Annotated in this window: 18 protein-coding genes, 1 tRNA gene and 1 pseudogene; 18 read left to right on the top strand and 2 right to left on the bottom strand. The window is 34.8% G+C overall.

The features are described 5' to 3' along the window. The first annotated feature begins 70 nt into the window (after positions 1-70). The 9 genes and pseudogenes from I6U50_RS08790 to I6U50_RS15925 all read left to right on the top strand — a co-directional run bounded on the left by I6U50_RS08790 (position 71) and on the right by I6U50_RS15925 (position 7567). Positions 71-1209: pseudogene (locus tag I6U50_RS08790) on the top strand (IS3 family transposase). A gap of 98 nt (positions 1210-1307) precedes the next feature. Further along, positions 1308-2426, top strand: a complete 1119-nt coding sequence (locus tag I6U50_RS08785; protein ID WP_198638567.1) for a hypothetical protein — start codon at positions 1308-1310, stop codon at positions 2424-2426. A gap of 156 nt (positions 2427-2582) precedes the next feature. Beyond that, entirely contained in the window at positions 2583-3137 is a 555-nt protein-coding gene (locus I6U50_RS08780) for a hypothetical protein (protein ID WP_198638566.1), read from the top strand. 124 nt (positions 3138-3261) lie between these two features. Then, positions 3262-3804, top strand: coding sequence for a hypothetical protein (locus I6U50_RS08775; RefSeq protein ID WP_198638565.1), 543 nt, complete (start codon positions 3262-3264; stop codon positions 3802-3804). Between the two features lie 136 nt (positions 3805-3940). Next, positions 3941-4195: a hypothetical protein gene (locus tag I6U50_RS08770; protein WP_198638564.1), complete on the top strand. Its 255-nt coding sequence runs from the start codon at positions 3941-3943 to the stop codon at positions 4193-4195. Between the two features lie 152 nt (positions 4196-4347). Beyond that, positions 4348-5328: a retropepsin-like aspartic protease gene (locus I6U50_RS08765; RefSeq protein WP_198638563.1), complete on the top strand. Its 981-nt coding sequence runs from the start codon at positions 4348-4350 to the stop codon at positions 5326-5328. A gap of 378 nt (positions 5329-5706) precedes the next feature. Then, positions 5707-6327, top strand: coding sequence for a hypothetical protein (locus tag I6U50_RS08760; protein WP_198638562.1), 621 nt, complete (start codon positions 5707-5709; stop codon positions 6325-6327). Between the two features lie 10 nt (positions 6328-6337). Continuing rightward, on the top strand, positions 6338-6754 hold the full coding sequence (locus I6U50_RS08755; RefSeq protein WP_198638561.1) for a hypothetical protein: 417 nt from the start codon (positions 6338-6340) through the stop codon (positions 6752-6754). Between the two features lie 9 nt (positions 6755-6763). Further along, positions 6764-7567: an outer membrane beta-barrel protein gene (locus I6U50_RS15925; protein WP_198638577.1), complete on the top strand. Its 804-nt coding sequence runs from the start codon at positions 6764-6766 to the stop codon at positions 7565-7567. A gap of 113 nt (positions 7568-7680) precedes the next feature. Here I6U50_RS15925 and I6U50_RS08745 read toward each other — a convergent pair whose 3' ends face one another. Both I6U50_RS08745 and I6U50_RS08740 read right to left on the bottom strand, forming a co-directional pair. Then, positions 7681-8526, bottom strand: coding sequence for a universal stress protein (locus tag I6U50_RS08745; protein WP_198638560.1), 846 nt, complete (start codon positions 8524-8526; stop codon positions 7681-7683). Between the two features lie 304 nt (positions 8527-8830). After that, on the bottom strand, positions 8831-10222 hold the full coding sequence (locus I6U50_RS08740; RefSeq protein ID WP_198638559.1) for a dipeptidase: 1392 nt from the start codon (positions 10220-10222) through the stop codon (positions 8831-8833). A gap of 111 nt (positions 10223-10333) precedes the next feature. Between I6U50_RS08740 and I6U50_RS08735 the strand changes: the two genes are divergently transcribed. From I6U50_RS08735 to I6U50_RS08695, 9 genes are all read left to right on the top strand, one after another. Continuing rightward, a tRNA-Leu gene (locus tag I6U50_RS08735) sits at positions 10334-10415 on the top strand. A gap of 618 nt (positions 10416-11033) precedes the next feature. Further along, the gene (locus I6U50_RS08730) at positions 11034-11570 is read left to right on the top strand and encodes a sigma-70 family RNA polymerase sigma factor (RefSeq protein ID WP_198638558.1); all 537 of its coding nucleotides are present in this window, start codon (positions 11034-11036) and stop codon (positions 11568-11570) included. Positions 11571-11691: 121 nt separating this feature from the next. Continuing rightward, positions 11692-12825 carry a FecR family protein gene (locus tag I6U50_RS08725; protein ID WP_198638557.1) on the top strand — a complete coding sequence of 378 codons (1134 nt, stop codon included), beginning with the start codon at positions 11692-11694 and terminating at the stop codon, positions 12823-12825. Positions 12826-12972: 147 nt separating this feature from the next. Next, entirely contained in the window at positions 12973-16482 is a 3510-nt protein-coding gene (locus I6U50_RS08720; RefSeq protein ID WP_198638556.1) for a SusC/RagA family TonB-linked outer membrane protein, read from the top strand. Positions 16483-16485: 3 nt separating this feature from the next. After that, positions 16486-18105 (top strand): SusD/RagB family nutrient-binding outer membrane lipoprotein, encoded by a 1620-nt coding sequence (locus I6U50_RS08715; protein ID WP_198638555.1) that lies wholly within the window; start codon positions 16486-16488, stop codon positions 18103-18105. A 26-nt stretch (positions 18106-18131) separates the two neighbouring features. Beyond that, positions 18132-18491 (top strand): hypothetical protein, encoded by a 360-nt coding sequence (locus tag I6U50_RS08710; RefSeq protein ID WP_198638554.1) that lies wholly within the window; start codon positions 18132-18134, stop codon positions 18489-18491. Between the two features lie 527 nt (positions 18492-19018). Then, complete coding sequence (locus I6U50_RS08705; protein WP_198638553.1) at positions 19019-20626, top strand: FG-GAP repeat domain-containing protein; 1608 nt, start codon at positions 19019-19021, stop codon at positions 20624-20626. A gap of 159 nt (positions 20627-20785) precedes the next feature. Then, positions 20786-21175: a hypothetical protein gene (locus I6U50_RS08700; RefSeq protein ID WP_198638552.1), complete on the top strand. Its 390-nt coding sequence runs from the start codon at positions 20786-20788 to the stop codon at positions 21173-21175. A gap of 147 nt (positions 21176-21322) precedes the next feature. Then, on the top strand, positions 21323-25669 hold the full coding sequence (locus I6U50_RS08695; protein ID WP_198638551.1) for a CusA/CzcA family heavy metal efflux RND transporter: 4347 nt from the start codon (positions 21323-21325) through the stop codon (positions 25667-25669). Positions 25670-25745: the final 76 nt, after the last annotated feature.

Below are 25745 nucleotides of genomic sequence, written 5' to 3'. Positions count from 1 at the left end.
TGTAGCCTTCCCTAAAAATAAGACAGTTTAAAATTCGAAATTGTTAATTTTAAAAACGATAAACTGTCCGATGAAAAAAAGTAGATTTACAGAAAGTCAGATCATCAAGATCTTGAAAGAAAACGAACAAGGCCGAGCTGTTGGTGATATCGCTCGAGAACTGGGTATTGATAAAAGCACTATCTATTATTGGCGTAAGAAATATGGTGGAATGGAAACTAGTGAGCTAAAACGGCTTAAGGAGTTGGAAGAAGAAAATCGCAAGCTCAAGCAGATGTATGCCGATGCCAGTCTAGATAACCAAATGCTGAAAGATATACTGTCAAAAAAGTTCTAAGGCCTTCCGACAAGAAGCATAGAGCGGTTTATTTGATCAAGGAGTACCAGGTCTCCATAAAACGAGCCTGTAATGTAGTAGGTTTAACCCGTTCGATGTGGTATTATCAGACTAAGCGAGACGATTATGAGGTAATCGATAAACTTTCTGAATTGGCCACTGAGTTGCCCACCAGAGGTTTTGATGAATACTATAAACGAATACGTCGCGAAGGCCATAAGTGGAACCGGAAACGGGTATTACGAGTATACCGGCAGATGAAGCTTAAGCTAAGGCGCAAACATAAAAAGCGCATTACAGGTAGGGTAAAACATCCTTTAGAGACCCCTGAACAATTGAATCAGGTTTGGAGTATGGATTTTATGTCAGATGTCCTTTCTGATGGCAGAAAGGTACGTGTCTTAAATATAATTGATGATTGCAACCGAGAAGTACTGGCTGTAGATCCAGGGTTGAACTATCCTGCTAGAAAGCTAGTGGAGACTTTAGAACAATTAGAAGAAGAAATTGGATTACCACAAACTATCCGTTGTGATAATGGCCCTGAGTTTATCTCTAAAACATTCAGTCAATGGTGCAATAGAAAACGTGTGGAAATACGGTATACCCAGCCAGGTAAGCCAATGCAAAACGGGTATATAGAACGTTTAAATAGATTTTATAGAGAAGATATATTAGATGCTTACTGGTTTAATGATTTACATCAATTGCGTTCTTTAAGCAATAAATGGATGGAAGATTACAATAATAACCATCCGCATCAATCCCTGGGCAATAAATCACCAAGGGAATACAAACCTCGATTCGGGGAAGAATTCTTCCCCGAATCGAATGATATTAATGAAAATTTATTGAATTTAGCCCTGTCTTAAATTGGGGAAGGCTACAAGGTCAGGATAGAAGAAATACTTCGAATCTAATTATAAAGGGAAGAAATAATAAACAAGATTTCAAAAATATGATTTATGCAATGGAAGGAATTTTAACTTCCACAGAGAATGCATACAACATTGAAGATCTAAAAAATCAAAAAAAATCAATTGAGCTAAAAATAAAATCAGAAAAAAAGAAAATTTCAATAATTAAAGAGAATCCAGAATTAGCGTCGTTTATAAGTTCTTCAGCAAATAATTTAGATTTTAAAAATACATCTCAAAGACTAAGTCAGTTACATAAAAATATTGCTGATCTAAAAAAACAAAGGAACCGAGAGGAAAACAGAAAACTAAAATTAATCAATTTAGTAGCAGAACTTAGATCCTTAAATAGAAATTTAAAGGAAGGAAATGTTATATGTTCTGACTGTGGTAGTGAAAAAATAATCTTTGCCAATAAAGAATTTGAATTTGAAGTTAGTAATGATTATGTAAGGAAGAATATTTTAAAATCTATTGAAGAAAACATTTTAATAAAAGAGGAATCTGTTACAGAGTATAATGATGAAATATTAAAGGAACAGGAGCAGATTAAAAGCTTACTTCAGAACTCTTCCACTGATGCAAAAAATTACATTTTATTCCAAGATTCTATTATCGATTCTAAAGATATCGATAAAATTGTTGTAGGACTGCAACAAGAATTTGCGGAAATTCAAAAAATGATTGATAAAAATGAAAGTAAAATAGTTTCGGATAAGGACGCCCAAAGAAATATATTATATTCCATTTTAAAGGAAATGAGAAGGTACTACGATAGAATTGATCCAGATGGGACTTTAGTTTTCGAGGACCTTTTTACAAAAAATAAAGAGACTTATTCTGGAAGTGAAGAACAAGAATACTATTTCTGTAAGATACTAGCATTAAACAATATTCTTCGACATAATTATCCTATAATAATTGATTCTTTTAGAGAGGGAGAGTTGTCTTCAAATAAAGAAACTCTCATGATTCAAGAATTCATTAAACTCAACAAACAAGTAATTCTTACTTCAACTCTTAAAAATGAAGAATATATTTCAGAAAAATATTTTAACCAAAAAGAAATTAATGTTTTGGATTATTCAAAAGTTGAAGACAGTAAAATTTTACAACCAGATTTTGCCGTAGAGTTCAATGAAATAGTAGAAAAATTCAATATTCAGCCTTAACTACCTCTAACAAAGAGGGTTAATCGCTAATAGTCGGCACCGTTAGAAAGAAAACAATCAACTTGACCAACAAACCAATACTAAGCCCACAAAAACAGCGTCCTTACTTTCGTGACTTGCGACGGAACCGTTGGGCACAATTAAAACAAAACGTAAATGAATACTTCAATTTTAGAATCTAAATTGAAAAGACACAAAATTTCTTATTCTAAGGAAAATGAAAAAATTATTATCGGAAAAGCCAAAACTGATTACGGCACTTTAATCGGATTAGCTATTCTTCCAATAATTGCTGCTCTTGGAATTTGTTCGTTTATAATTTTAAACAATGGAGAGTTTAAAGGTAAAATAATTGCTGGAATAATATTCTTATTTGGAGTTGGATTTTTTAACCTTTCACGTATAAGGACTAAAAAGGAATCAAATGACAATCTGAAAACACTTGACAACAAGGTGATTAAAGTGAAAAACGATTTTGGAGAATATATTTTCGATTCAAAAAACATAAAAGATTTTGAGTACTCGGCTGAACAAATAGATGATGAAACTTACGAAGGAAACCTTTATCTAATTGACAATGAAGAAAGAAAACATCAAATACTCGGATTTGACGATGAGAATGAAAAATATGTTTTAAACGATTTAAAATGGTTTTCGGAATATTTGATTAATCACGTGGAATTAAAAATAACTGTTGCTAACAATTTATAACCGCAATTACGGCGCATTCGACTACGACCGAATCCACTCGGAATTGCTAACGCTAGTTCTTAACCGAAAATTATTAACTTTAAAACCGTAAATGACGGTTATACGGGACTGTTGTATTCAATTTATGAAAGAAAGTTTTCAAATAGAAAAACCTACTTCCGATATAGATATAGTCACTGCTATAATAAAATATATTGTACTTGGAATAACATTATTTTTGGCTAGCTGGATTGCAATTCCTTTGCTCATTTCACAGAATCGACCTTACCGATTAAACAAGACATTTGAAATTTTATTTAGTAATCCGCTAATGTCAAGTATTCTTATTTCAGTTTTAGTTATCGGGTTTTTAATTTATCGGTCCTGGAAAAAATATAGGGTTGGAGAAGTTTACAAAATTTATTTTGATGATATGAAACAAAAACTCATTGTAAATACAGTAAATACTGCAAACAATAAAGAAAAGGTAAATGTTTACAGCTATAGCGACATTACTTACAAACTAAATCAAGTTACCGATCCCCTTTTTGGTTATCAAAGAATTTTACAAATAAGCGAGGAGAATAAGAATGTCCATTCAATAAATATAGACAGAACAGCCTGGTGCAGAAATGAGCATTTGGAGGAATTAATCGAGAAAATTAAAATTGGGCACAATACCGCTTAATCGCAAATATCGGGTGTTGCAGAAAAAGTATAACTCTAGAAATGAGAAAAAAATGGTTAATCCTACAAGTAAGCGTACCTACCCCGTGACTTGTCTTAATCGAAATCCTCAGCGAAAAAATTAGTAAATAACCTTTATGAAAACGAATTTAAAAGTATTGACCAATGATGAGTTGCAAAAAGAATACAGGGATAAATCAATTATTTTCTCCATTTTTTTAGGTTTAATAATCGTAATGGTCATTTCCTCTATAATCACCCTTTTTATGAGTAGTATTATGGCTACTACATTTCTTCCGTTCGCATTTTTACCATTATCACTTATTTTTTGGAAGCAATTTAATGATGTAAAAAAAGAAATGAAATCCAGGAATATTAGGAAAAATAGCTGAATCCTGTTTTAACTGTGGAAAGACAGTAAAAGAAAGTATAGCGGAAGTTGAGGTGTGAAAAAAATAAATTCTGAGTAGAAAAAATAGAATGCCGATCCTTAAAAAAGAGGTTGTGGTACGATATGTAAGAAACTTTAATAAATAAATAAAAAATGAAATTAGCCAAAGTATGTGTTTATCTACTAAGCCTTGTTTTAATAAATAGCTGTTCCCTAAGCAAAGCTGCTAAACATCTTAAAGAAGGAGAAACACAACAGGAAAACTATAAAGTTACGTTGCCTTTCGAGATTAAAAATGGGTTTATAATTATACCTGTAGAAATAGAAAATAAGAACTATAACTTTCTTTTAGACACAGGTTCTCCTACGCTGGTATCGAAAGAACTTGCTGCAAGTTTAAATTTAAAAGCTATTGATTCTGCAAAAGCAGGGGATGTTTATAATAATAAACTACAAAATAAATATACAAGACTGGAAAACGTTAAAATTGGAAATATAGATTTTACCGGAACAATAGCTTTAATAAATGATTTTAACTCAGTATCAGTATGGTCTTCTTTAGATATTCATGGGTTTATAGGAGCTAATTTAATGCAACATGCTATTTGGGATATCGATTTTAGAAAAAAACAAATTACTATAACTGATAACGAATCAACATTAGATATACCTAAAGATGTAATTGAAAACAAATTGTTTATTGGTGTGGCAGGAATACCTGCTATTGCTTGTAAAATAAATGGAGAAAAAGTCTGGAATTTCACTGTTGATTTAGGCTATAATGGAGGTATTGTCGTACCCTTTTCTGAATTTAAAAAGCAAACAGAAAATGGTAAGATTCTAGATTTTAAAAAATCTAATACTAAAGGGGTTACAGGAATTTATGGTGCACCAAATACAACCCGGGAATCTTTTATCGGAATTATTGATGAAATTGAATTTGGGAATTCAACACTAGAAAATGTAAAAGTGTATTCAGAGCAATATTTAGAAAAGAGGTTTGGTTCAGATTTTTTTGAAAATTACCGCATTATTCTAAATTGGAATAGTAAAAAGATAAAGTTGATAGAAAATAAATCAACCAACAATTCTTTAGTAAAAAGCCTGCGCAAAATATCGGTTAATCGCCAGTGATCTGTATTGCCGAAAAAACTAGCCTTAAGCGCCCCCATAATTTCTAAGCCTTCTTTTGATAATAATTCACGTTAAATACTTAATCTTTTAATTTTTGATATTTTATAAGGTGAATTCCTACATTAATTTAAGATTATTTATATATTAGCAAAAAATTAACATAGATAGGTTTTTTTGATATATCTATCTATTAAAACTGCCATCCCTACAGGCTGTTTTTATTTACTGGAGTCGCGCATTTCTTATTTTTTAGGAGCAATTTCTTGCAGTTGCCCGGTGGTTATTCTTCCAGGGGAATTGTTATTAATAGAATAAATAAATAGACTCTAGCCATTAATTGAAAACCATTTAAACAATCAAGAACTTTAAAATTTAGAAATGAAGATTATTAAAATTACTCTCCTGTTGGTAATGGCATTAAGTCTTACAAACTGTGCGTCTGGCTATAAAATGATTGAACCTAAAGCCATTAATTATATTTCTGCCAACGAAAATGACGGAGTAATACTGGAATACAAATATGATTTACTCGATAAGAAGTACGAGAAGAAAGAGTTGAAAAAAGGCGTAAAATTAGTAGCGGTAAAAGTAACCAACAACTCCGGGAAGGATTTGGTGTTTGGGCGTGATGCAAAACTAGCCTACGAAAACGGAACAGAGATTTATGTGATGGAGAATGAAAAGGCTTTTAAAACACTAAAACAAAGTCCGGCATCCTATCTATGGTACTTACTCTTAACCCCCGTAAACTTTTATACAAGCAAGACAAATTCTAATGGGGTACAGGAGCAAACCAGTTCTACGCCTATAGGTTTGATCTTGGGACCGGGTTTAGCGGGCGGAAATATGATTGCAGCAAGTTCGGCCAATAAGAAATTTAAAGAAGAGCTACTGGAATATAACGTGAACGGAACGCTTATAGAAGACGGTGCAACCAGGTATGGCCTAATCGGAATTAAAACGGAGGCTTTTGACGCATTGAAATTAAAGATTCAATAAAACTTTCAAAATGAAAAAACAGGCTTTATTTCTATTGTTTACAATTTTGAGCCTCAACTGTTTCTCACAAATCACTTTTGAAAAAGGCTATTATATAGATGAAACGAATCAAAGGCTTAATTGCCTAATTAGGAATGTTGATTGGAGAAATAACCCTAATAAATTTGAATATAAACTTTCAGAAGAAGCTGAAATAAAAACTGCATCCCTCAATTCAGTAAAGGAATTTGCAATTGAGGGTGTATCTAAATATGTAAAGAGTGAGGTAGAAATTGACAGGTCCAGTAAGAATATTAATAAATTAAGTACAGAGAAAAACCCTGTTTTTCAGAAAGAAACCCTTTTTTTAAAGGTTTTGGTTGAGGGAAGATCTACGCTTTATGAATATGTAGAGAATAATCTAAAAAGGTATTTTTACAAGAAATAAAATTCTAATATTGAACAACTTATCTATAAAAAATATAAAACTTCCAGTGCTAAAATTGGGGAAAACAACAGGTTTAGACAACAGCTTTGGCTAGATTTAAAATGTCCAGATTTCAACTCAAATGAACTTGAGGCTTTAGATTACAAAAAAAATGAGTTAGTCAGTTTTTTTATAGATTATAACCGGTGTCATAATCAGGAATTCGCCAACTACTCAAAAAAGACTAAAAAGGATTTTTTTAATCTTACAATCAGACCTCGTTTAAATAATTCTTCATTACAAATTCAAAATTCTAAATCGGAAGCCAGAAGTGTAAATTTTGAAAACAAATTTGGCCCGGGTATAGGAGTGGAAGCCGAGTTTATACTTCCGTTTAATAAAAATAAGTGGGCCATTATTTTAGAACCTACCTATCGGGCTTTTAAGGCAGAGAGAGTGAAACCTGTAAATAATCTTACCGGGGGTGAATTGGTTGCAAACGTTGATTATAGTTCTATAGAACTCCCTATTGGATTACGATATTATCTTTTTTTAAATAACCATTCTAAATTTTTTGTCGATGCTACCTATGTTATTGATTTTGATTCAAACTCTTTTATCGAATATACTAGAAATGATGGCTCAATGGTGAAAACCTTTGATATTAATTCGGGCTCCAACCTGGCGTTTGGCTTAGGTTATAAGCTAAATAATAAATATAGTGTAGAGGCCAGGTACCAAACGACCAGGCAGCTTTTAGGTAACTATGATTTAAACTGGAGTGCAGAATTTAATACATCTATATCTATAATACTTGGGTATTCGTTATTCTAAAAACACCTATAGATATATTCTAAGCTTACTGCGAAGGCAGTATTAAGGAAGGTTTATGGAAAGAGGTTATTGGTAATTGAGATGTAATACTATGGGATTTTCCGTAAGATAGTTTACTCCAACTCCTTTAAAATCAATACCGGTACCTTAGGGTTAAAGTCTATGTCTTCTTTAAATTTTTGAGAGAAAAGTTTGCTAAAAAAGCCCTGCCTGCGTTTATAAAGGGCTAAAAAGTTGCTTTCCCTACTTTCAATAAACAAATGAATACCGGTGGTAACACTGGTTTGTGTGAGTTTGTGAAAACTAAAGTCTACTTTGGTAAAATAAGACTTTAGGCTCTCTTTGTTTTCTTCCTGTTCTTTGGTAAGTGGTTTTCCCAGGCTGTCAATATACAAGACCCTAATGCTTGCATTTAAGCTAATGGCCATCTCAATAAGTGCGGAAAGCTCTTTATTTTTAAATGAAAATTTATAATTGGTAGGAAAAACTATTTCCCGGTTTGTTTCGGGCAAACTTTGCATTTGCTCGGGTAGTACCAGGAAAGGGCAATCTTCTACTTTTTGAATTACTTCTGAAATCTCACTTTCAAAAGCAGTATTTATCGAGACATTTTCGCCCCGGGAAACCATTAAAATTAAATCTATTTTATGGGCATCTACCACTTCCTGAATGGCCTCAGCAAGCTCTTTATTGCGGGAGATGGTCTCAAATTGATGCTTTTGATTTTCCTTTCTGAAATTTATTCCCTGCATAATTTTCTGCAGGCCTTTTTCAGATTCAGCTTTTGCCGCCTCCAAATCGGCAGTCTGGTTTCTACCAAGTGAGATCCTGGAAGAAACCTTATAGGTATTCAGAATATAAAAAGTACAGGGAATATCTTTATAAAGATTTAAAGCGTATACCAGCGTATTCCAGGCGTGTTTGGTGAAGTTGGAAGGAATAAGAATTTTTTTCTCCATAAATAATGATGAATTTGATAAGCGATCCCTGTAAATATACTAAAACTAATTTCCCGAAATTTTGATTTTTTTCTGAAAGCAGTTTTAAAGAAAATGAGGTGGTTGAAAAGTTCAGTTTCGTCAAGCTATCCTGAAAATAGACGTCATCCTGAATTTATTTCAGAGCCTGCTCCGAAATTTATTCGGAGATCTAAGTTGTGAATAACTGGTTCATCTTAGAAGCTGAAACAAGTTCAGCTTGACGTGTGATTTCAAATCACCTCACTTGTACAATATTTATACAATGAATGAGCTGAGAAAGCAATTACTCCCGGCTCATCTCGGTAAAATACTTGTAGAACCATGGAATGGTTTCTATACCTTTTAAATAATTCCAAACCCCAAAATGTTCGTTGGGGGAGTGGATGGCATCAGTATCAAATCCGAAGCCCATTAAAATAATCTTGCTTTTTAGTTCTTTTTCAAATAGCGAAACTATTGGAATACTGCCACCGCTACGCTGCGGAATTGGGGTTTTTCCAAAAGAAGCTTCATAAGCTTTACTGGCTGCTTTATAACCAATATTATCTATAGGCGTGACATATCCCTGGCCACCGTGATGAGGTTTTACCTCAACAGTAACCGAATTGGGGGCAATACTTTCAAAATGTTTTTTAAAGAGTTGGGTGATCTCTTTCCAATCCTGGTTGGGAACCAAACGCATAGAGATCTTTGCAAAAGCTTTTGACGGCAGCACGGTTTTGGCACCTTCGCCAATATAACCTCCCCATATTCCGTTTACATCTAAAGTGGGCCTAATAGAAGCTCTTTCTAGCGTAGAATAACCCGCTTCGCCGTGAACATCTTTAATAGCAATTTTTTGCTTGTAGGCTTCTTCATCATAAGGGGCTTCTGCCATTTTTTCGCGTTCCTCTGTGCTTAGCTCCTCAACCTTATCATAAAACCCGGGAATGGTAATATGGTTGTTTTCATCGGTTAAAGAAGCAATCATTTGGCTAAGGATATTAATAGGGTTTGCCACCGCACCACCATATAAACCAGAATGTAAATCCCTGTTAGGCCCGGTAACTTCCACTTCCACATAAGAGAGTCCGCGAAGTCCCGTGGTAATAGACGGGGTGTCTTTAGCGATCATTCCCGTATCTGAAATAAGAATTACGTCGTTGGCAAGTTTCTCTTTGTTGTTTTCTATAAACCAGCCTAAATGTTCGCTACCCACTTCTTCTTCCCCTTCAATCATAAACTTCACGTTACAGGGAAGCTCATTGTTTTTTGTCATAAACTCCAGTGCTTTTACGTGCATAAACATCTGGCCTTTATCGTCACAGGCACCTCGTGCATAAATGGCACCTTCGGGATGGATTTCGGTTTGTTTAATTACAGGTTCAAAAGGAGGGGAGTTCCAAAGGTCTAAAGGATCTGGCGGTTGCACATCGTAATGACCGTAAACCAAAACTGTAGGCAGGTTTTTGTCTATTATTTTTTCTGCATAAACAACAGGATGACCCGGAGTTTCACAAATTTCGGCCGAATCGCACCCGGCTTCCAATAAATTTTTTTTCACCGCTTCTGCGGTTTTTAGCATAGACTCTTTATAATTAGAATCGGCACTTATTGATGGAATTTTCAGTAAATCAATGAGTTCGCTAAGGAATCTATCCTTATTTTCCTCAATATATTTTTTAATATCTGTCATACTTAAAATTTTAACTGAGATAAAGGTAAAAAAAATATTTCCAGACTATTTGTGAATTGAAACATTTGTGTATATTTGCATCCGCTTAGTTAAAGCAACACATATTGAAATGCGGGCGTGGTGGAATTGGTAGACACGCTAGACTTAGGATCTAGTGCCGCGAGGTGTGAGAGTTCGAGTCTCTCCGCCCGCACAAAAAGCTTCTCAGAAATGAGGAGCTTTTTTTATGGAATAAACTGAATAAAAAAATAGGCGGGGGGGCTAGAAGTTTATCTCCGCCCGCACACTTCGGCAAGCTCAGTGCAGGCCTAAAATAAAAGCTCTTCAGCAATGAGGGGCTTTTTTTATGGGATAAATTGAATAGAAAAATGGGCGGAGAGGCGAGAAGTTTATAGAACAAGCCCAATAAATAGAGCTTTCAGGTACTACCTAAAGTTATAAATTATCCACGGTAAATAATACGTCTTAGGAAGTTGAAGTTTTTTTTAAAACTCGTCTAATTCTGATTACGCTAGAACTTTTTATTTAAGTGTTAGTAAAACAAAATAACAGAATAGGTGAAAACATTCCAGGAATAGAAGAAGAATGTATAGAGTTATTCCGGAATAAATTTTTAAGACAATAAATTATCTGTCTTAAAATTTAGGGTATTCTTGTAAACTAATTCATTTAGTGTTGGATTACATTAATTATTTTGAAATAATAATATTAATACCGTAATTGAAACATTGTTTTAAGTGTTAAGCTTATTTCCGAGATTATTGTGGCTTGATATTTAAAAGCTGCCATTGTTTTAAACCAACTAATATAAATGAAAGCATTCCATAATAGGTTAGAAAGTGTTTACAAAAAACATTATCGAGAATTTTGCTTGTTATCTATTAGTTATGTGTCTTCTCCCAGTCTTGCAAAAGATATTGTTCAAGATGTATTTGTTGAAATTTTAATGAACGATGAAAAAAGTGCCAACATATCTAATCTTAAAGGCTATATTTGGAAGTCTGTCAAGTATGCAAGCCTTAGAAAGATAAAAGATGCTAAGAAGCTAGTCCCTATTAATGGGAATACCCTGGTTCAAGAAATTTTTGGTGAGGAAGTTAGGCAGGATGTAGATTTAGGACCCAAACTTCGTTCCGGTATCGATAAATTACCAGAGCAGTGTAAAAATGTATTTGAGCTATGTGCCTTAGATGGACAGAAATACCAAAATGCTGCTGATTCTTTAGGTATTTCGGTAAACACTGTTAAAACACAGATGAAAAAAGCTTATAAAATACTAAGGGTTCATTTGAGTGATAGGTCTAATAAAATATCACTTTTAGGCATTATTTATCATTATTTACAATAATTTTCTTCTTTTACATCACCCTATTTTACTTTTTTGACACTTATACTTAAAGAGGTTATTCTAAATGACCACTTAAGTTATAAAAATTGTCATGGATATTGCTCGGATAATAGCGAAAAAATTGAAAGGGAAACTCTCAGATGAAGAAGAGAGATTTTTCACATCCTGGATACAAGAATCAGAGGAAAAGCAAGATTTATTCAACCGGTTAAAGGATTCAGAAAATGCAGAAAATATTTCTGTCATCGCTAAGCTTGATGATAATGAAGAGTGGCAGAAAGTTTTGGAAAAGTATAGGAATAAGAAGATAAAGGAGAATAAAACCTTTAATATTAGTAGCTTGTTGAAATATGCCGCAGTATTTATAGGTCTTATTGGTTTGGGGTATGGATATTGGAATTATAATTTTAATAACCAGTCTAGCTTTGAATCTGGAGATTCAATTACTTTAACATTAGGAAACGGTAAAACGCTTCAAATATCTCCCGAAGCTCAACAAACGATAACTGATGTTCAGGGGAAGATTTTAAGTGAACAAAAAGGAGAGCTAATTGATTATTCCAGAACTACAGAAGTCAGGAAATTAGTTTATAATACCTTGACAGTTCCCAACGGTATACGATTTAGTGTTGTTCTGTCTGATAGTACGGTTGTTCATTTAAACGCCGGGTCTTCACTAAAATATCCAATAAAATTTATAGAGAATCAGAATCGACAGGTTTTTTTGAAAGGAGAGGCATATTTTGATGTGACCAAGAACAAAGCAAAACCTTTTGTGGTAACCAGTGGCAATTTGGATGTAAGAGTACTGGGTACAAAATTTAATGTTTCGTCCTATCCAGAAGATGAACACATCAAAACTGTTTTGGTAGAGGGAGCTGTAAGCCTTTATAATGCCAAGAATAAGTATGATCCAAAAAGAGCCTTAAAGCTAAAACCTGGATATAAGGCCGATTGGGATCGACTTTATGGTGGAACTAAAGCTGTTGAGCAAGTTGATACTGATATCTATACAGGTTGGACAGAGGGTAAATTGATAATTAAAGAAATGCCTTTTAAGAATATAATTCAAAAATTACAGCGCCATTATAAAGTAAATATAGAAAACAAATATGAAGATCTAAACAACGAAGTCTTTACCGCAACTTTCGATATTGAGACTATAGAAGAAACATTGAAAATATTCGCTATAGAAACACCTTTTCAATACGAAATAAAAGGAGACGATATAATTATTTATAAACCTGAAAACTAAAATATTATTACGCCAATGAGAAAAAGAATATAGTATTTATTAAAACATAAAAACTGTTGGTTTAAAAAAAAATCGGAAAATGTTGGAGCATTTTCCGATCTATAGTAATCGACTGTTAAGTAGTCAACTAAAAAACACCATAAATATATGAAAAAAAGTGATCAAAAAGGTTTTTTCAATCCCAATCGCTTAAAATTCAATTTGAAAATGAAACTAACAACTTTTCTTTTACTAGTTTCGATTTTTTCTGTCCAGGCCAATATATATTCCCAAAAAGATAAGGTTTCCTTAAACCTTGAAAATGTGGAAATAAAAAAGGTACTAGAATCAATAGAATCTCTTACCGATCTAAAGTTCTTCTACAATCACAAAAAGATTGATGTAGAAAAAATGGTCTCGGTAGAGGTTGTAAACAAACCAGTATCTGAAGTATTGGATAAGATCTTTGATGGAACCTTTATTTACTATACAATTGAAAAGAAGCAGATTATATTAAAGTTGGGCAATATCAAAAAACCACCTTTGGTAAATAATAAGAACCAGGCCTTAATAAATAACAGGGATAACGTTCAACAATCTATTTCCGGTACCGTTTCTAACACCGATGGGCCACTGCTAGGAGTAAACGTATTCTTAAAAGGCTCAATAAATGGTACGCAAACTGATTTTGATGGAAATTATGTTTTGGACAATATAACGAAGGGTGATACTATTGTCTTTAGTTTTATTGGTTATAGAACCAAAGAGATCAAGGTAGGAGATGATTCTACTTTAGATGTGGTACTAGATAAGGAATTAAGTAACTTAGACGAAGTTGTAGTTACTGCTTTAGGGATTAAAAGAGAAAGTAGAGCTCTTGGTTATGCGGTTTCTAATGTTACTGGAGATGACTTAAATTCTGGTAGACAAACAAATGCAGTACAAGCTTTAGCCGGTAAAGTTGCTGGAGTTGATATTTCGGGTACAACTGCCGGGCCTTCGGGAAGTACCAGAGTGGTTATTCGCGGTAATTCTGAACTTTCAGGCAATAACAATCCACTTTATGTTATAGATGGTGTTCCTATGGACAATTCTCAATTAGGAGAAGCCGGTAAATGGGGAGGATACGATTACGGAGATGGCTTATCGTCTATATTACCAGAAGATATTGAGTCTATTTCTGTTTTGAAAGGCGCTTCGGCGGCAGCTTTATATGGTTCGAGGGCTACGCATGGTGTGATTTTAATTACAACCAAATCCGGTCAGAAAAAACCTGGTATTGGTGTGGAGTATTCTTCTAATGTAAGCGTTGTAGAAATTTTATCTCATTTTGATGATTATCAAAGAGAATATGGCCAGGGTAGAAGTGGTATTCTGCCAATGGATGTTTCAACAGGGCAGGGAACAACACAATCTTCGTGGGGAGCCAAATTAGATCCTTCTATCGATAGTTATATATATAATGGAGAACTTAAACCTTATGAGAATGTCCCTAATAATATCTTGTCATTTTTTAGAAGGGGATTAAGTGTTAACAACTCCGTTTCTTTATCAAGTTCTAATGGTTTTAGAGCATCTATTTCAGATATGAGCTATAAAGATATTGTTCCTAATTCTGATATGAGACGTAATACTTTTATGATTAAAGGCGGGGCAACTCTTGGAGAAAAACTAAAAGTTGAGGGGAAAGTAAACTATACCCGTGAGAGCGTAAATAACAGACCTGCTTTGTCAGATAATCCCAATAATATTGGAAATGCTATCATTGGTTTGGCACCAAACTTTAACCAAAAATGGTTAGGAGAAAATTATAAAGATGAGTTTGGTAGGTATATAGATTGGAATGGGGGTAATATTTATAGAATTAACCCCTATTGGGCAATTAATGAAATGAGTAACGAGTCTCTTAAAAATAGGGTGATGGGTTACTTAATGTTAAATTATAAAATTGCTCCATACTTAACTGCTCAAATAAGAGGAGGTACAGATTTTTACAATTTTAAAGCAGAAGAATACAGTCCATATGATACTCCTACAGCTTCTACAGGAAGTTTTAAATTATCACAGATAAATGTGAATGAAAGTAACTTTGAAGGCTTGTTTAGATTTAATAAGCAATTTAACAAATTACACGTTTCTGCTTTTGTTGGAGGCAATATTCGCTTATATCAAAGAGAGGCATACATTAATCAAGGATTTGATGAGGTACAATCAGGAATTCAGTCTATTTTAAATTATCGTGAAATGACCTTAAATCCAACTAACTATAGAAAACAGGTGAATTCTGTTTATGGTTCTGTCAATTTAGGGTATAACAAATACGCTTATATTGATTTTTCTTTGAGGAATGATATATCATCTACATTATCAGCTGACAATAGATCTTATTTCTACCCTTCTGTCTCAGGTAGTTTTGTCTTTTCAACTTTTTTCAATTTAGATAAAGAAATCTTATCATTTGGTAAAGTAAGGGCTTCTTGGGCACAGGTTGGTGGTGATACAAGTCCTTATAGATTGAATTTAACTTACGGGTTATATCCTTATACTTTTCAAGGGAATGCTTTAGGAAATATTAGTACGGGGGTTATTCCAAATAAAAATTTAAAACCTACCGAAACAACTTCTTATGAATTTGGTACCGATTTACGTTTTTTTAATGGTAGGCTTAATTTAGATGCCGGTTATTATAGAAAATCAACCACCAACCAAATTTTAAATTTATCTACAAGCTCTACTACCGGATACAAAAGTGCTACTATTAACTCAGGAGAAATTGTAAATCAAGGAATTGAAATTGCTTTATCTGCAACTCCTTTTAAGACCAAAAATTTTGAATGGAATGCATCATTAAATTATGCTAAAAATATTAATGAAGTAGTGAAACTTCATCCCAATGTTAAAAATTATGAATTAGCTGCAGCAAGATGGGCAGGTGCCTTTATTTATGCGAGTGAAGGTGAAGCCTATGGGAATATTGTTGGTAAAGGATTTAGACGCGATGGTAATGGAAATATTATTTTTAAAAATGGATTGCCTACTTATGAATCTGATTTAAAAACATTAGGAAATGGGGTGCCTGATTTTACATTAGGTCTCCTTCAATCTTTTAGGTATAAAAGATTTAGTTTAAAGGTGCTGTTTGATATGAAATGGAAGTTGGATATCTATTCAATGAGTGCTTTTCAAGCTCATGCAAATGGAACTTCAACAAACACTCTTGAAGGACGGGCAGAATGGTATAATTCTGAAGAACAAAGAAGAGCAGCGAATGTAGATGAAGCTAATTGGACCCCAACAGGAGGATATGTTGGTGAAGGAGTTAAAAATATAGGTACCGATGATGCTCCGCAATATGTTCCGAATGATGTATATGTAAATCCACAAGATTATTGGACAAATGTAGGTGCTAACACTCCAGAACCTTTTATTTACGATGGTTCTTATATAAAACTAAGAGAGGTAAACCTGTCTTATTCATTACCAAAAAAGACCCTGTTGAGAATGCCTCTGCAGTCAATCACTTTTTCTATATATGGAAGCAATTTAGCTTTCTTGTTTAAAAAAGTTAAAAACTTCGATCCTGAATCCAATTATAATACATCAAATGGTCAAGGATTAGAATATGGGTCATTACCATCAAGAAGGAACTTAGGGTTTAGTATTAATGCAAAATTTTAAAATATGAAATTATATATTAAAAAAATAAAAGTTTATTCAATAGTACTCTTATCACTGTTTTTAGGTATTAGCTGTACTGATTTTGATGAATTAAATACAGACCCTAACAGTGCTTCTGAAATGGATCCTAATTTAATGTTGACGACTGTACAGTATTTACCAGGTTCTAATTGGCAGGAACAATATCGTTATTGGATCTATCCTGGAGGGTTTATGAATCACTGGACTGGGAAATATGCTGTAACTGAATATGGCGGTTTTGGACAACAACACTCTAATTATCAAGAAAGACTTTGGATTACCTATTATCCCAATGTAATAAACAAAGTAGTGGCTCTTATAGAAAGTACAAAAGACGATGAGTCTTATGTAAATGTAAATTCCATGGCAAGAATTTTAAAGGTTCAAAACTTTTTAAAACTTACAGATTATTATGGAGATATACCCTACTTTGATGCAGGTAGAGGTTTCTACGATGATAAATTAACTCCCAAATATGATAAACAAGAGGATATCTACAATGATTTTTTTAAAGAATTAAAGGAAGCTGAGAATGCTTTAGATGAGTCAAGGCCTTCGGCTAAATATGATCTTATTTATAATGGAGATATTGCTAAATGGAAAAAATATGCAAATTCTTTACGATTAAGAATAGCAATGCGTTTAATAAAGATAAATCCTACAAAAGCACAACAAGAAGCAGAAGATGCAATTGCGGCGGGGGTATTTACTTCTAATGAAGATATTTCTTATGTAAAATATGAGAATGTTAGAAGTCCTGTTTCTGGTACCGGAAAAGGTAACGGAGTAGCTACATATTTAAGAGGCTCTAATGATGCAGTTGGTAGTGATACCTATATTTCTACTGAATTGGTAGAGGTTTTAGAAGAGATGGATGATCCTAGATTATTGAATCAATATTATTGTATGTCTGCTTTAAATGATGTTGATCGGACAGATATTACAGATTTGGTTTTGCAAGAAAGAGGTTCTTACGCAGCTATGACCTGTCAAGCCCAACGTTTTAGATGGGATCCTAATACGAAATATAATTCACCTTGGTCTGTAACTATAGAAAATAATGGCTCTCCATTAACTATTAATCAATATACCTACATGATGAGGCCATCGAAATACTTAATGGAGTATGATGCTCCCTATATCTATATTAGTTATGCTGAAGTTGAGTTCTTAATGGCTGAGGCTGCCGCAAGAGGATGGAATGTGAATGGTACTGCTGCAGAACATTATAAAAACGGGCTTGAAGCATCGGTTAGGCAATGGACCTTATTTGGAGCACCCGTAGATGAAAATGAAGTTACTGCATTTAGTGCTGCCAATCCATTGACCATAGGAGACGAATTAAATGAAATTAATACACAATTATGGGTACTTCATTTTATCGATCCATTAGAAGCCTGGGCAAACTTTAGAAGATCTGGTTTGCCTGAAATTGAATTTTACAACTATCAACCTTCTGTAAACCAATCAAATGGGGTGGCTCCTCGTAGGATGATATATCCTGTAGAGGAACAAACTAAAAATACGGATAATTATAATGAAGCGGTTTCAAGGATTGGAGAAGACAACTGGACTAAAAGAGTTTGGTGGGATAAGCAGTAATTTAAAAATCAATTAAAATAGAATCTATGAAAACATATATAAATAAACACATACTACTATTGTTATCTTTCATTGTCTTTATGGTATCCTGTACTCCCGATGAAGATTCCAAATCTGTATTTGCTGATGATGAATTGCCTAAAATATTTTTTGTAAACTGGTCCGCATCTCAAAGTATAAATGCCAATGGTACCTTGATACACTCTCCTGTTGTATCTCCAAATGATGGTGCTATTTATGAATGGACTTTAGAATCAGAAACCATTTCAGAGGAAAAAGACCTAAACTATATCGTAACAGAAACACCAGGAGTGTATACCCTAACTTTTACAGTTACTAGAAACGGGATTAGTACTTATAGAACTACAGAATTAACAGTGAATTAGCTTTAGGGGGTGTCTCTTATATGAGATTGGTATTCATATCCAACTTATACACTCGAAATATTAAAAGTGTTTTCAAGAAGATTTCGTCTGCTTGATTCTTTCTACGTTTCAAAGAATCTTATAAATAGATGGTTTTATAAATCTTGATTTCACTTAAATTAAGAAATACCAGAATGTTTCTTAAGCCCCATGATTATTAAGCCTTAAATGAACTAAATGCTTCTTAATGACTACAGGTTTATAACCAAAACCATTGTTTAACCAACCTGTTGAGGGTAAAAAGAAGAAGTTGTTAAAGGGAGCGGTTTCAAGATCAAAGAGGGAATCTTTTTTACAAAGTTTCTTGTAAAGAAATAAGGAGCAAAGTAAACAAAATTTCCATTCTACTTAGTAAAAGAATTTCTTGAGCTAAACGCTGAATATTTTAGAAAATTGGCAAAAGAAGTTTGCTATAAAAGTTATAGCGTTTCAAGGGGTAGTCATGGGATGTATTAAACAAATAATTTTAAAATTTCAACTATTATATTATGAAAAAAAATATCTTCTATATAGCAATTTTATGTCTTATACCAACTTTGTTGTCTTCTTGTAAAAAAGAGCAGGAAGAAATTATTAGTTCTTCAACAAACGAATATCATGATTTATCTTCAGAATCGGAAGGTATTATTTTTGGTGACGAACCGGTTTGTAACTTTAGTAACTTAAAACAAATAACAGGAACAGGTTTAAATGTTACAAGTGGTACGGTTACTGAAGGAAATAATAATTTACTATCTACCTCTACCCCTGTTACAAGAGCAGAAATAGATAATGATAGGGTGCAATCTTTTTATTCGAAAATTAATTTTAGATATAATGGACCCTCTGATGCAGATATTCCTTTAACTGATGGAACTATGAGACGGCAAATAGGATTGAAACTAAGGTCAAAGAATACCTGTAATGTTTTGTATGTAATGTGGTGGTTAGAACCGTATGAAAATATAGCCGTTTCTATAAAATCAAATCCTGGTATGGTGTACCACAGTCAGTGTGTAGATGGTGGGTATACTTCTCTTTATGCAGACACTTCAGCGAATTCTTTTCCTCCTGTTTCTTCTATGAGTGATGGTGAGTTTCACGAATTAGGAGCACAATTAATTCCAATAGCTGATAGTGATCCAAATGGCTCTATAGGAGATGATTTTCAATTAGTTGTATGTGTAGATGGTTATGAGGTTTGGAGAAAAGCAATTTATAACCTTCCTCAGGATATTTCAGGAGCTTCTGGGATTAGAACTGATAATGGTAATTTTGATTTTACTTATTATTCTGACAGTAATAAAACAGACGATGCCTGGATGGTTTCCTATTCTGGTAATACACCATGGACTCAAATAAGGGTGTCTAATTCACCACTAAATGATTTGGCTTATGGAGATTTTAACGGAGATGGAAGTACAGATATTTATAGAACTTCTACCGACGGAAAAGCCTATGTTTCTTTAAGCGGAACTTCTGATTGGGCTGAATGGAACAGTACGGGTTATGATATCTCTACGCTTAAATTTGCAGATTTTAATGGAGATAATACCACAGATGTTATAAGAGCCTCTGGAGGAAAATGGTATGTGTCTCTTGGAGGATCTGGTACATGGACAGAATGGACAACTTCTGGCTTAAGCATTAATGATTTTAAGCTTGGAGATTTTAATGGAGATGGAACTACAGATATTTTTACAGCTTCTGGAGGAAAATGGTATGTTTCACTTGGCGGAAATACCAGTTGGGTAGAGTGGGCGTCATCGCCAATAAGTTTATCATCTATAAAATTTGGTGACTTTAATGGTGATGGTATTACAGATGCTTTTAGGACTTCTGGTGGAAAATGGTATGTTTCATTAGCAACAAGTGGAACCTGGACTGAATGGGCTACTTCAAATCACGAAATTGCTGATATGAAATTCGCAGATATCAACGGCGACGATAAAACAGATATTCTTATTGAGTCTGCGGGCAATTATGAGGTATCTTATCAAGGGACAACTGCCTGGGATACCTTAGCTGAATCTAATAATGCAGCAATTAATTCTATTTTTACTGCCGATTTTAATGGAGATGGGAAAATGGATTTATTTAAAGCTACTCAACAATAGTTATATTTAGGATTCTGGAACTATCCCACAAAGCGTATAAGATTAAAATAAAAGGATTAGACTTTTTTAAGTCTGATCCTTTTTTTATAGATCTTTAAAAAAGCATTTAAATAGTTTTGCACTACCATTGCATCTTATTTTGTTTAATTTTGCTTCAGAATGAAATTATTTGTTAGCATATCTTTATCCTTAATTTTCCTGTTTCAGTCACTGGGCCCCGGAATGGATTGGTGTTGCGAACTTCCTAAAGTAGATAATTTCATAAAACATTACACAGAGCTTAAGCAGGAAAGCCAAATTTCTTTTTTCGAATTTATAGCAGATCATTATGGCAAAGATAAAACCTACCATAATGATGGTTACGATGGGGAACTTCCTTTTCAGCAAAATCATTCCTGCTGCCATGTACATGTACTTGTTTATACTACCTCTGAAGTTTCTTATCAGATATTTTTGGAGATAGAAAATAATACTTCCCCCGATTTTTATCGTTTTAATAAGGATTCCGGTATCTCTCTATCGGTTTTTCAGCCTCCCAGGCTCGGTTAAATACGGGCATCATCATTATTAGCTTACAATTTATCTAATCCCGCAATTTCGGGGTATATGCTCGTATCTATAGGTTAACCGAGAATCAAAAACTTGCTCCGGGCGCTACCGCGGGCAGGGTTAATACTAATATTTACATTATTTTTTATGCTAGATAAAATCATTGATTTTTCAATCAATAATAAATTTATAGTGGGGCTATTTACCGTAGTCCTTGTAGGATTGGGAATTTGGAGTATGCGCGAAGTACCCTTAGATGCCCAACCCGATATTACCAACAACCAGGTGCAGGTTATTACCCAGGCACCCAATTTAAGTACTGCCGATATAGAGCAATTTGTGACCTACCCTGTAGAGGTAGCTATGAGTAATTTACCGGGAGTTCAGGAGATACGTTCGGTTTCTCGTTTTGGACTATCGGTAGTAACCATTGTTTTTAATGACGCCCAGGGAACCTATCTTCCCCGGCAATTGGTTTCTGAAAAACTTTCCCAGGTTAAGGAGGAAATCCCACAGGGCTTTGGAGAGCCTTCTATGGGGCCCATTTCTACCGGTTTAGGTGAAATTTACCAGTACACTTTAGAGGTAGAAGACGAGTTTAAGGACGAATATGATCTTACAGAGCTTAGAACCATCCAGGATTGGATTGTAAAACGCCAAATGGCCATGGTGCCGGGAGTGGTAGAGATAAATGGTGTTGGAGGTAATATTAAACAATTTGAAATTGCGGTAATTCCCGATGAATTACGGGCAATGGGAATTAGTATAAGCGAGGTGTTTACAGCCCTTCAGGAAAACAATCAGAATACCGGAGGGGCTTATATTGAAAAAGATCATCAGGCTAATTTTATTAGGGGAGAAGGACTGGCCAGGAATAAGAAAGATTTGGAAAATATTGTGGTGAAAACCAGTAATAATGTTCCAATTACTATTAAAGATATTGCCAAAGTACAGGTGGGAAGTGCGGTTAGATACGGCGCCCTTACCAAAAATGGTGAAGGGGAAGCCGTAGGCGGTATGGTAATGATGTTAAAAGGAGCAAATTCTAATGAGGTTATAGATAATGTAAAAGAACGCGTAGCCGAAATTCAAAAGTCTTTACCGCCAGGGATTTCTATAAAACCTTTCTTAGATCGAAGCAAATTAATTGGAGAAACAACAGGAACAATAGCCGAAAACCTGATGTTGGGCGGGCTAATTGTTATTTTTGTTTTAGTGATCCTCCTCGGAAACTGGAGGGGCGGCCTTATTGTAGCTTCTACAATTCCACTTTCGCTGTTGTTTGCTTTTATTTTAATGGATGCTTTTGGGGTTTGGGCTAACCTTATGAGCCTTGGGGCTATAGATTTTGGTATCATCGTAGATGGTGCAGTTATTATTGTAGAAAGTACGGTTTTCTTAATTCATGAGAGAATAAAAAAGAAGCAACAATTCCATGCAAAGAGTATGGACGAAATTGCAGCTTCTTCAGCTAAAAAAATGATGAATTCAGCCTTTTTTGGACAATTTATCATCTTAATTGTATTTCTTCCAATCCTGGCCCTGGAGGGTGTTGAAGGGAAAATGTTTAAGCCCATGGCCCTTACCTTTATCTTTGCAATGCTGGGGGCTATGATATTATGCCTTACCTATGTTCCTATGGTGTCGGCATTGTTCTTAAAACCTACTAAGAAAATAAAAAAATCTAAGGGTGATAAACTTGTAATCTGGCTACAAAGTATGTACGAGCCTTTATTGGCCGGGGCATTAAAGAAATCGAAGCTGGTAATTGGTGTGGCAATCCTGTTGTTTGGTTTGGCCGTTTTACTGTTTACCCGAATGGGCGGTGAGTTTGTACCCCAGTTAGATGAAGGAGATATTGCTTTTCATATTATTTTAAAACCCGGCAGCTCTTTAACTGAAGGAATTGCTACTTCTACTAAACTTGAAAAATTATTGTTAGAAGAATACCCCGAAATTGAACAGGTGGTATCTAAGTTCGGTGTTTCCGATGTTCCTACAGATCCTATGCCTATGGATATAGGGGATAGTTTTATTATCCTAAAACCAAAAAGTGAATGGGTTAGTGCATCTTCCAAAGACGAGTTGATCTCTAAAATAAAAGAAACTATAAGTGTTGTCCCCGGGGTCTCTTTCGAATTTAGTCAACCGGTTGAAATGCGCTTTAATGAGCTGCTAACCGGGGTGCGTGAGGATGTAGCCGTAAAATTATATGGCGAAAACCTGGATGTTCTTGCCGATAAAGCACAGGAAATGGGTAGTATTATTGCTACAGTAGATGGTGTGGGCGATATGAAAGTAGAAGCCATCTCCGGTTTACCCCAAATTACTGTAGCTTATAACCGGGAAAAACTCGCACAGTACGGACTTACTATTTCACAGTTAAATGGCTTAGTGGAAACTGCTTTTGCCGGAGGTAAAGCAGGGGTGATTTTTGAAGGGGAAAAAAGGTTTGATCTTGTGGTGCGTTTAGACGATTCAGAGCGTGAAAATATTGAAAGCCTTAAAAACCTGTATGTAAGTTTGCCTTTAGGCTCACAAATCCCGCTAAAAGAAGTGGCAGAAATCAGTTACCAGTCAGGGCCTATGCAAATTAGTAGGGATAACACCAACAGGCGTACCTATGTAGGAATTAATATTCGTAATAGGGATGTAAAATCGGTAGTGGCCGATATTCAGGAAAAACTGGAATCAGATTTTGAGCTTCCACCCGGGTACTATATTAGGTATGGAGGTGCTTTTGAAAACCTGGAGCGTGCTACCGGGAGGTTGCAAATTGTGGTTCCTATTGCGCTATTGCTCATTTTTATCCTTATTTATTTTGCATTAAAATCTTTTAAACAAACTATTATGATTTATATGGCCATACCCATGGCAGCCATAGGCGGGGTTTACGCGTTATGGTTAAGGGATATGCCTTTTAGTATTTCGGCCGGTGTTGGTTTTATTGTGCTTTTTGGAGTTGCCGTTTTAAATGGCCTGGTACTAATAAGCAGCCTGAACGAACTTAAAGAAGAAGGCGTAACTAATTTAAATAAGCGAATACGCCTGGGAACAAAACGCAGAATACGTCCTATTTTATTAACTGCCCTTACCGATGTTCTTGGATTTTTGCCCATGGCGGTATCAGCATCGGCAGGTGCCGAAGTACAAAGACCTTTGGCAACTGTGGTAATTGGTGGCATGATCTCGGCTACTTTATTAACGCTTTTGGTGCTTCCTATTTTATATAAATGGGTAGAACAGGCAGAAGGGCCATCTATAGGTGAAAAAGCTGTTCCTGCTTTTGCTCTTATTATAGGTATGTTCTTTCTTGTTCCATTCAGTTCAAATGCACAGGAAGCGCCTTTAGATAAGCAATTATCGCAAGCTGAGGCCGTAAAATTAGCACTAGAAAATTATCCCGGTTTAAAAAGTAAAGCTTTAGAAATCGATAGGGAGGAAGCTTTAAAGAAATCGGCCTGGGGCCTGGGGGAAACCCAGGTTTTTACCGGGGGCGAGGAAATTGACGACGGCCGTGGCGTCTATACCAGGATTGGGGTACAACAGCAAAATATCGATCTTTTTGGCATAGCCCCTAAACTTAAACTTCAAAAGAGCAAAATAAGCCTTGCTAAAAATGCTTTTAACTTAACTACATTGCAAGTTGAAAGAGAGGTGAAAAAGGCCTGGGCCGAAGCCTATATTGCACGGCACAGGTATAAGTCGTTTAAAGAGCTGGATTCTGTATATACTCAATTTAAGCGAGCAATAGACCTTCGGTTTAAAGTAGAAGCGATTTCAAAATTAGAGGCTATCACCGCAGGAAATAAGGTAAATCAAATTCATAATCGCTTTAATCAATCTCAAAACGATTATAGTATAGCGCTTCAAAAGCTAAATATTTGGTTAGGGGAAGCCCATTTTTATTCAGTAAGTTTAAATTTTGATGAGCCTTCAGAGATACAGTTACTGGCTGCCAAAGATTCTGTTAGCGATCACCCTGGTTTGAGCCTTGCAAAAAGTAGGCTTGAAGTAGCCCGGCAGGAACATAAGCGGTTACAGGCTAATTTCCTTCCAAAGTTTAATGTTCAATATGGGGCACAGGAGATTAATGGGAAAGATGGTTTTTACAGTTATCAGGCCGGGATTTCAATACCTGTGCTTTCAGGAAAAGCTTATGGAGATGCCAGTGCCGCTAAAATTACCTCCCAGATCGCTAGAGAGAATGCGCAACTGGAGGAGCAAAAATTAAAAGCAGAATTTCAGCAAGCCAAAGAAAATTATAAGAAGTGGAAAGCTTCGTGGGAGTTTTATAAAGAAGAAGCTTTAGAGGTTTCAAAAGAGCAACAAAAAGCTGCTTTACTGGCCTTTAAAGAGGGAGCCTTAGAATATGTAGGTTTTCTTCAAATTCTTGATGAGGTTATTGAAACCGAGTTAAAAGCTTTGGAAGCATTACAACAATATTTAGAGGCAATTGCCGAATTAGAGTTTTACTTGATAATCGAGAATTAATGCCGGGAGGTTTGCCTCGAAATAAAAATATTTTCAGTTAATGCCTCGTAGGCTTGCCACGAGGTGATTTTACCTA

This window comes from Salegentibacter maritimus (genome assembly GCF_016236975.1).
Taxonomy (GTDB): Bacteria; Bacteroidota; Bacteroidia; order Flavobacteriales; family Flavobacteriaceae; genus Salegentibacter; species Salegentibacter maritimus.
The sequence above is the reverse complement of the archived record's forward strand: the minus strand, read 5'-3'. Positions and strand labels throughout refer to the sequence as shown.

Excerpts from the sequence above, each read along its gene's own strand:
- I6U50_RS08775 (WP_198638565.1), top strand. The coding sequence starts at position 3,262 with ATGAAAGAAAGTTTTCAAATAGAAAAACCTACTTCCGATATAGATATA.
- I6U50_RS08705 (WP_198638553.1), top strand. The coding sequence starts at position 19,019 with ATGAAAAAAAATATCTTCTATATAGCAATTTTATGTCTTATACCAACT.
- I6U50_RS08745 (WP_198638560.1), bottom strand. The coding sequence starts at position 8,526 with ATGGAGAAAAAAATTCTTATTCCTTCCAACTTCACCAAACACGCCTGG.
- I6U50_RS08710 (WP_198638554.1), top strand. The coding sequence starts at position 18,132 with ATGAAAACATATATAAATAAACACATACTACTATTGTTATCTTTCATT.
- I6U50_RS08785 (WP_198638567.1), top strand. The coding sequence starts at position 1,308 with ATGGAAGGAATTTTAACTTCCACAGAGAATGCATACAACATTGAAGAT.
- I6U50_RS08755 (WP_198638561.1), top strand. The coding sequence starts at position 6,338 with ATGAAAAAACAGGCTTTATTTCTATTGTTTACAATTTTGAGCCTCAAC.
- I6U50_RS08780 (WP_198638566.1), top strand. The coding sequence starts at position 2,583 with ATGAATACTTCAATTTTAGAATCTAAATTGAAAAGACACAAAATTTCT.
- I6U50_RS08765 (WP_198638563.1), top strand. The coding sequence starts at position 4,348 with ATGAAATTAGCCAAAGTATGTGTTTATCTACTAAGCCTTGTTTTAATA.
- I6U50_RS08740 (WP_198638559.1), bottom strand. The coding sequence starts at position 10,222 with ATGACAGATATTAAAAAATATATTGAGGAAAATAAGGATAGATTCCTT.
- I6U50_RS08700 (WP_198638552.1), top strand. The coding sequence starts at position 20,786 with ATGAAATTATTTGTTAGCATATCTTTATCCTTAATTTTCCTGTTTCAG.
- I6U50_RS08715 (WP_198638555.1), top strand. The coding sequence starts at position 16,486 with ATGAAATTATATATTAAAAAAATAAAAGTTTATTCAATAGTACTCTTA.
- I6U50_RS08695 (WP_198638551.1), top strand. The coding sequence starts at position 21,323 with ATGCTAGATAAAATCATTGATTTTTCAATCAATAATAAATTTATAGTG.
- I6U50_RS08720 (WP_198638556.1), top strand. The coding sequence starts at position 12,973 with ATGAAAAAAAGTGATCAAAAAGGTTTTTTCAATCCCAATCGCTTAAAA.
- I6U50_RS08770 (WP_198638564.1), top strand. The coding sequence starts at position 3,941 with ATGAAAACGAATTTAAAAGTATTGACCAATGATGAGTTGCAAAAAGAA.
- I6U50_RS08730 (WP_198638558.1), top strand. The coding sequence starts at position 11,034 with ATGAAAGCATTCCATAATAGGTTAGAAAGTGTTTACAAAAAACATTAT.
- I6U50_RS08760 (WP_198638562.1), top strand. The coding sequence starts at position 5,707 with ATGAAGATTATTAAAATTACTCTCCTGTTGGTAATGGCATTAAGTCTT.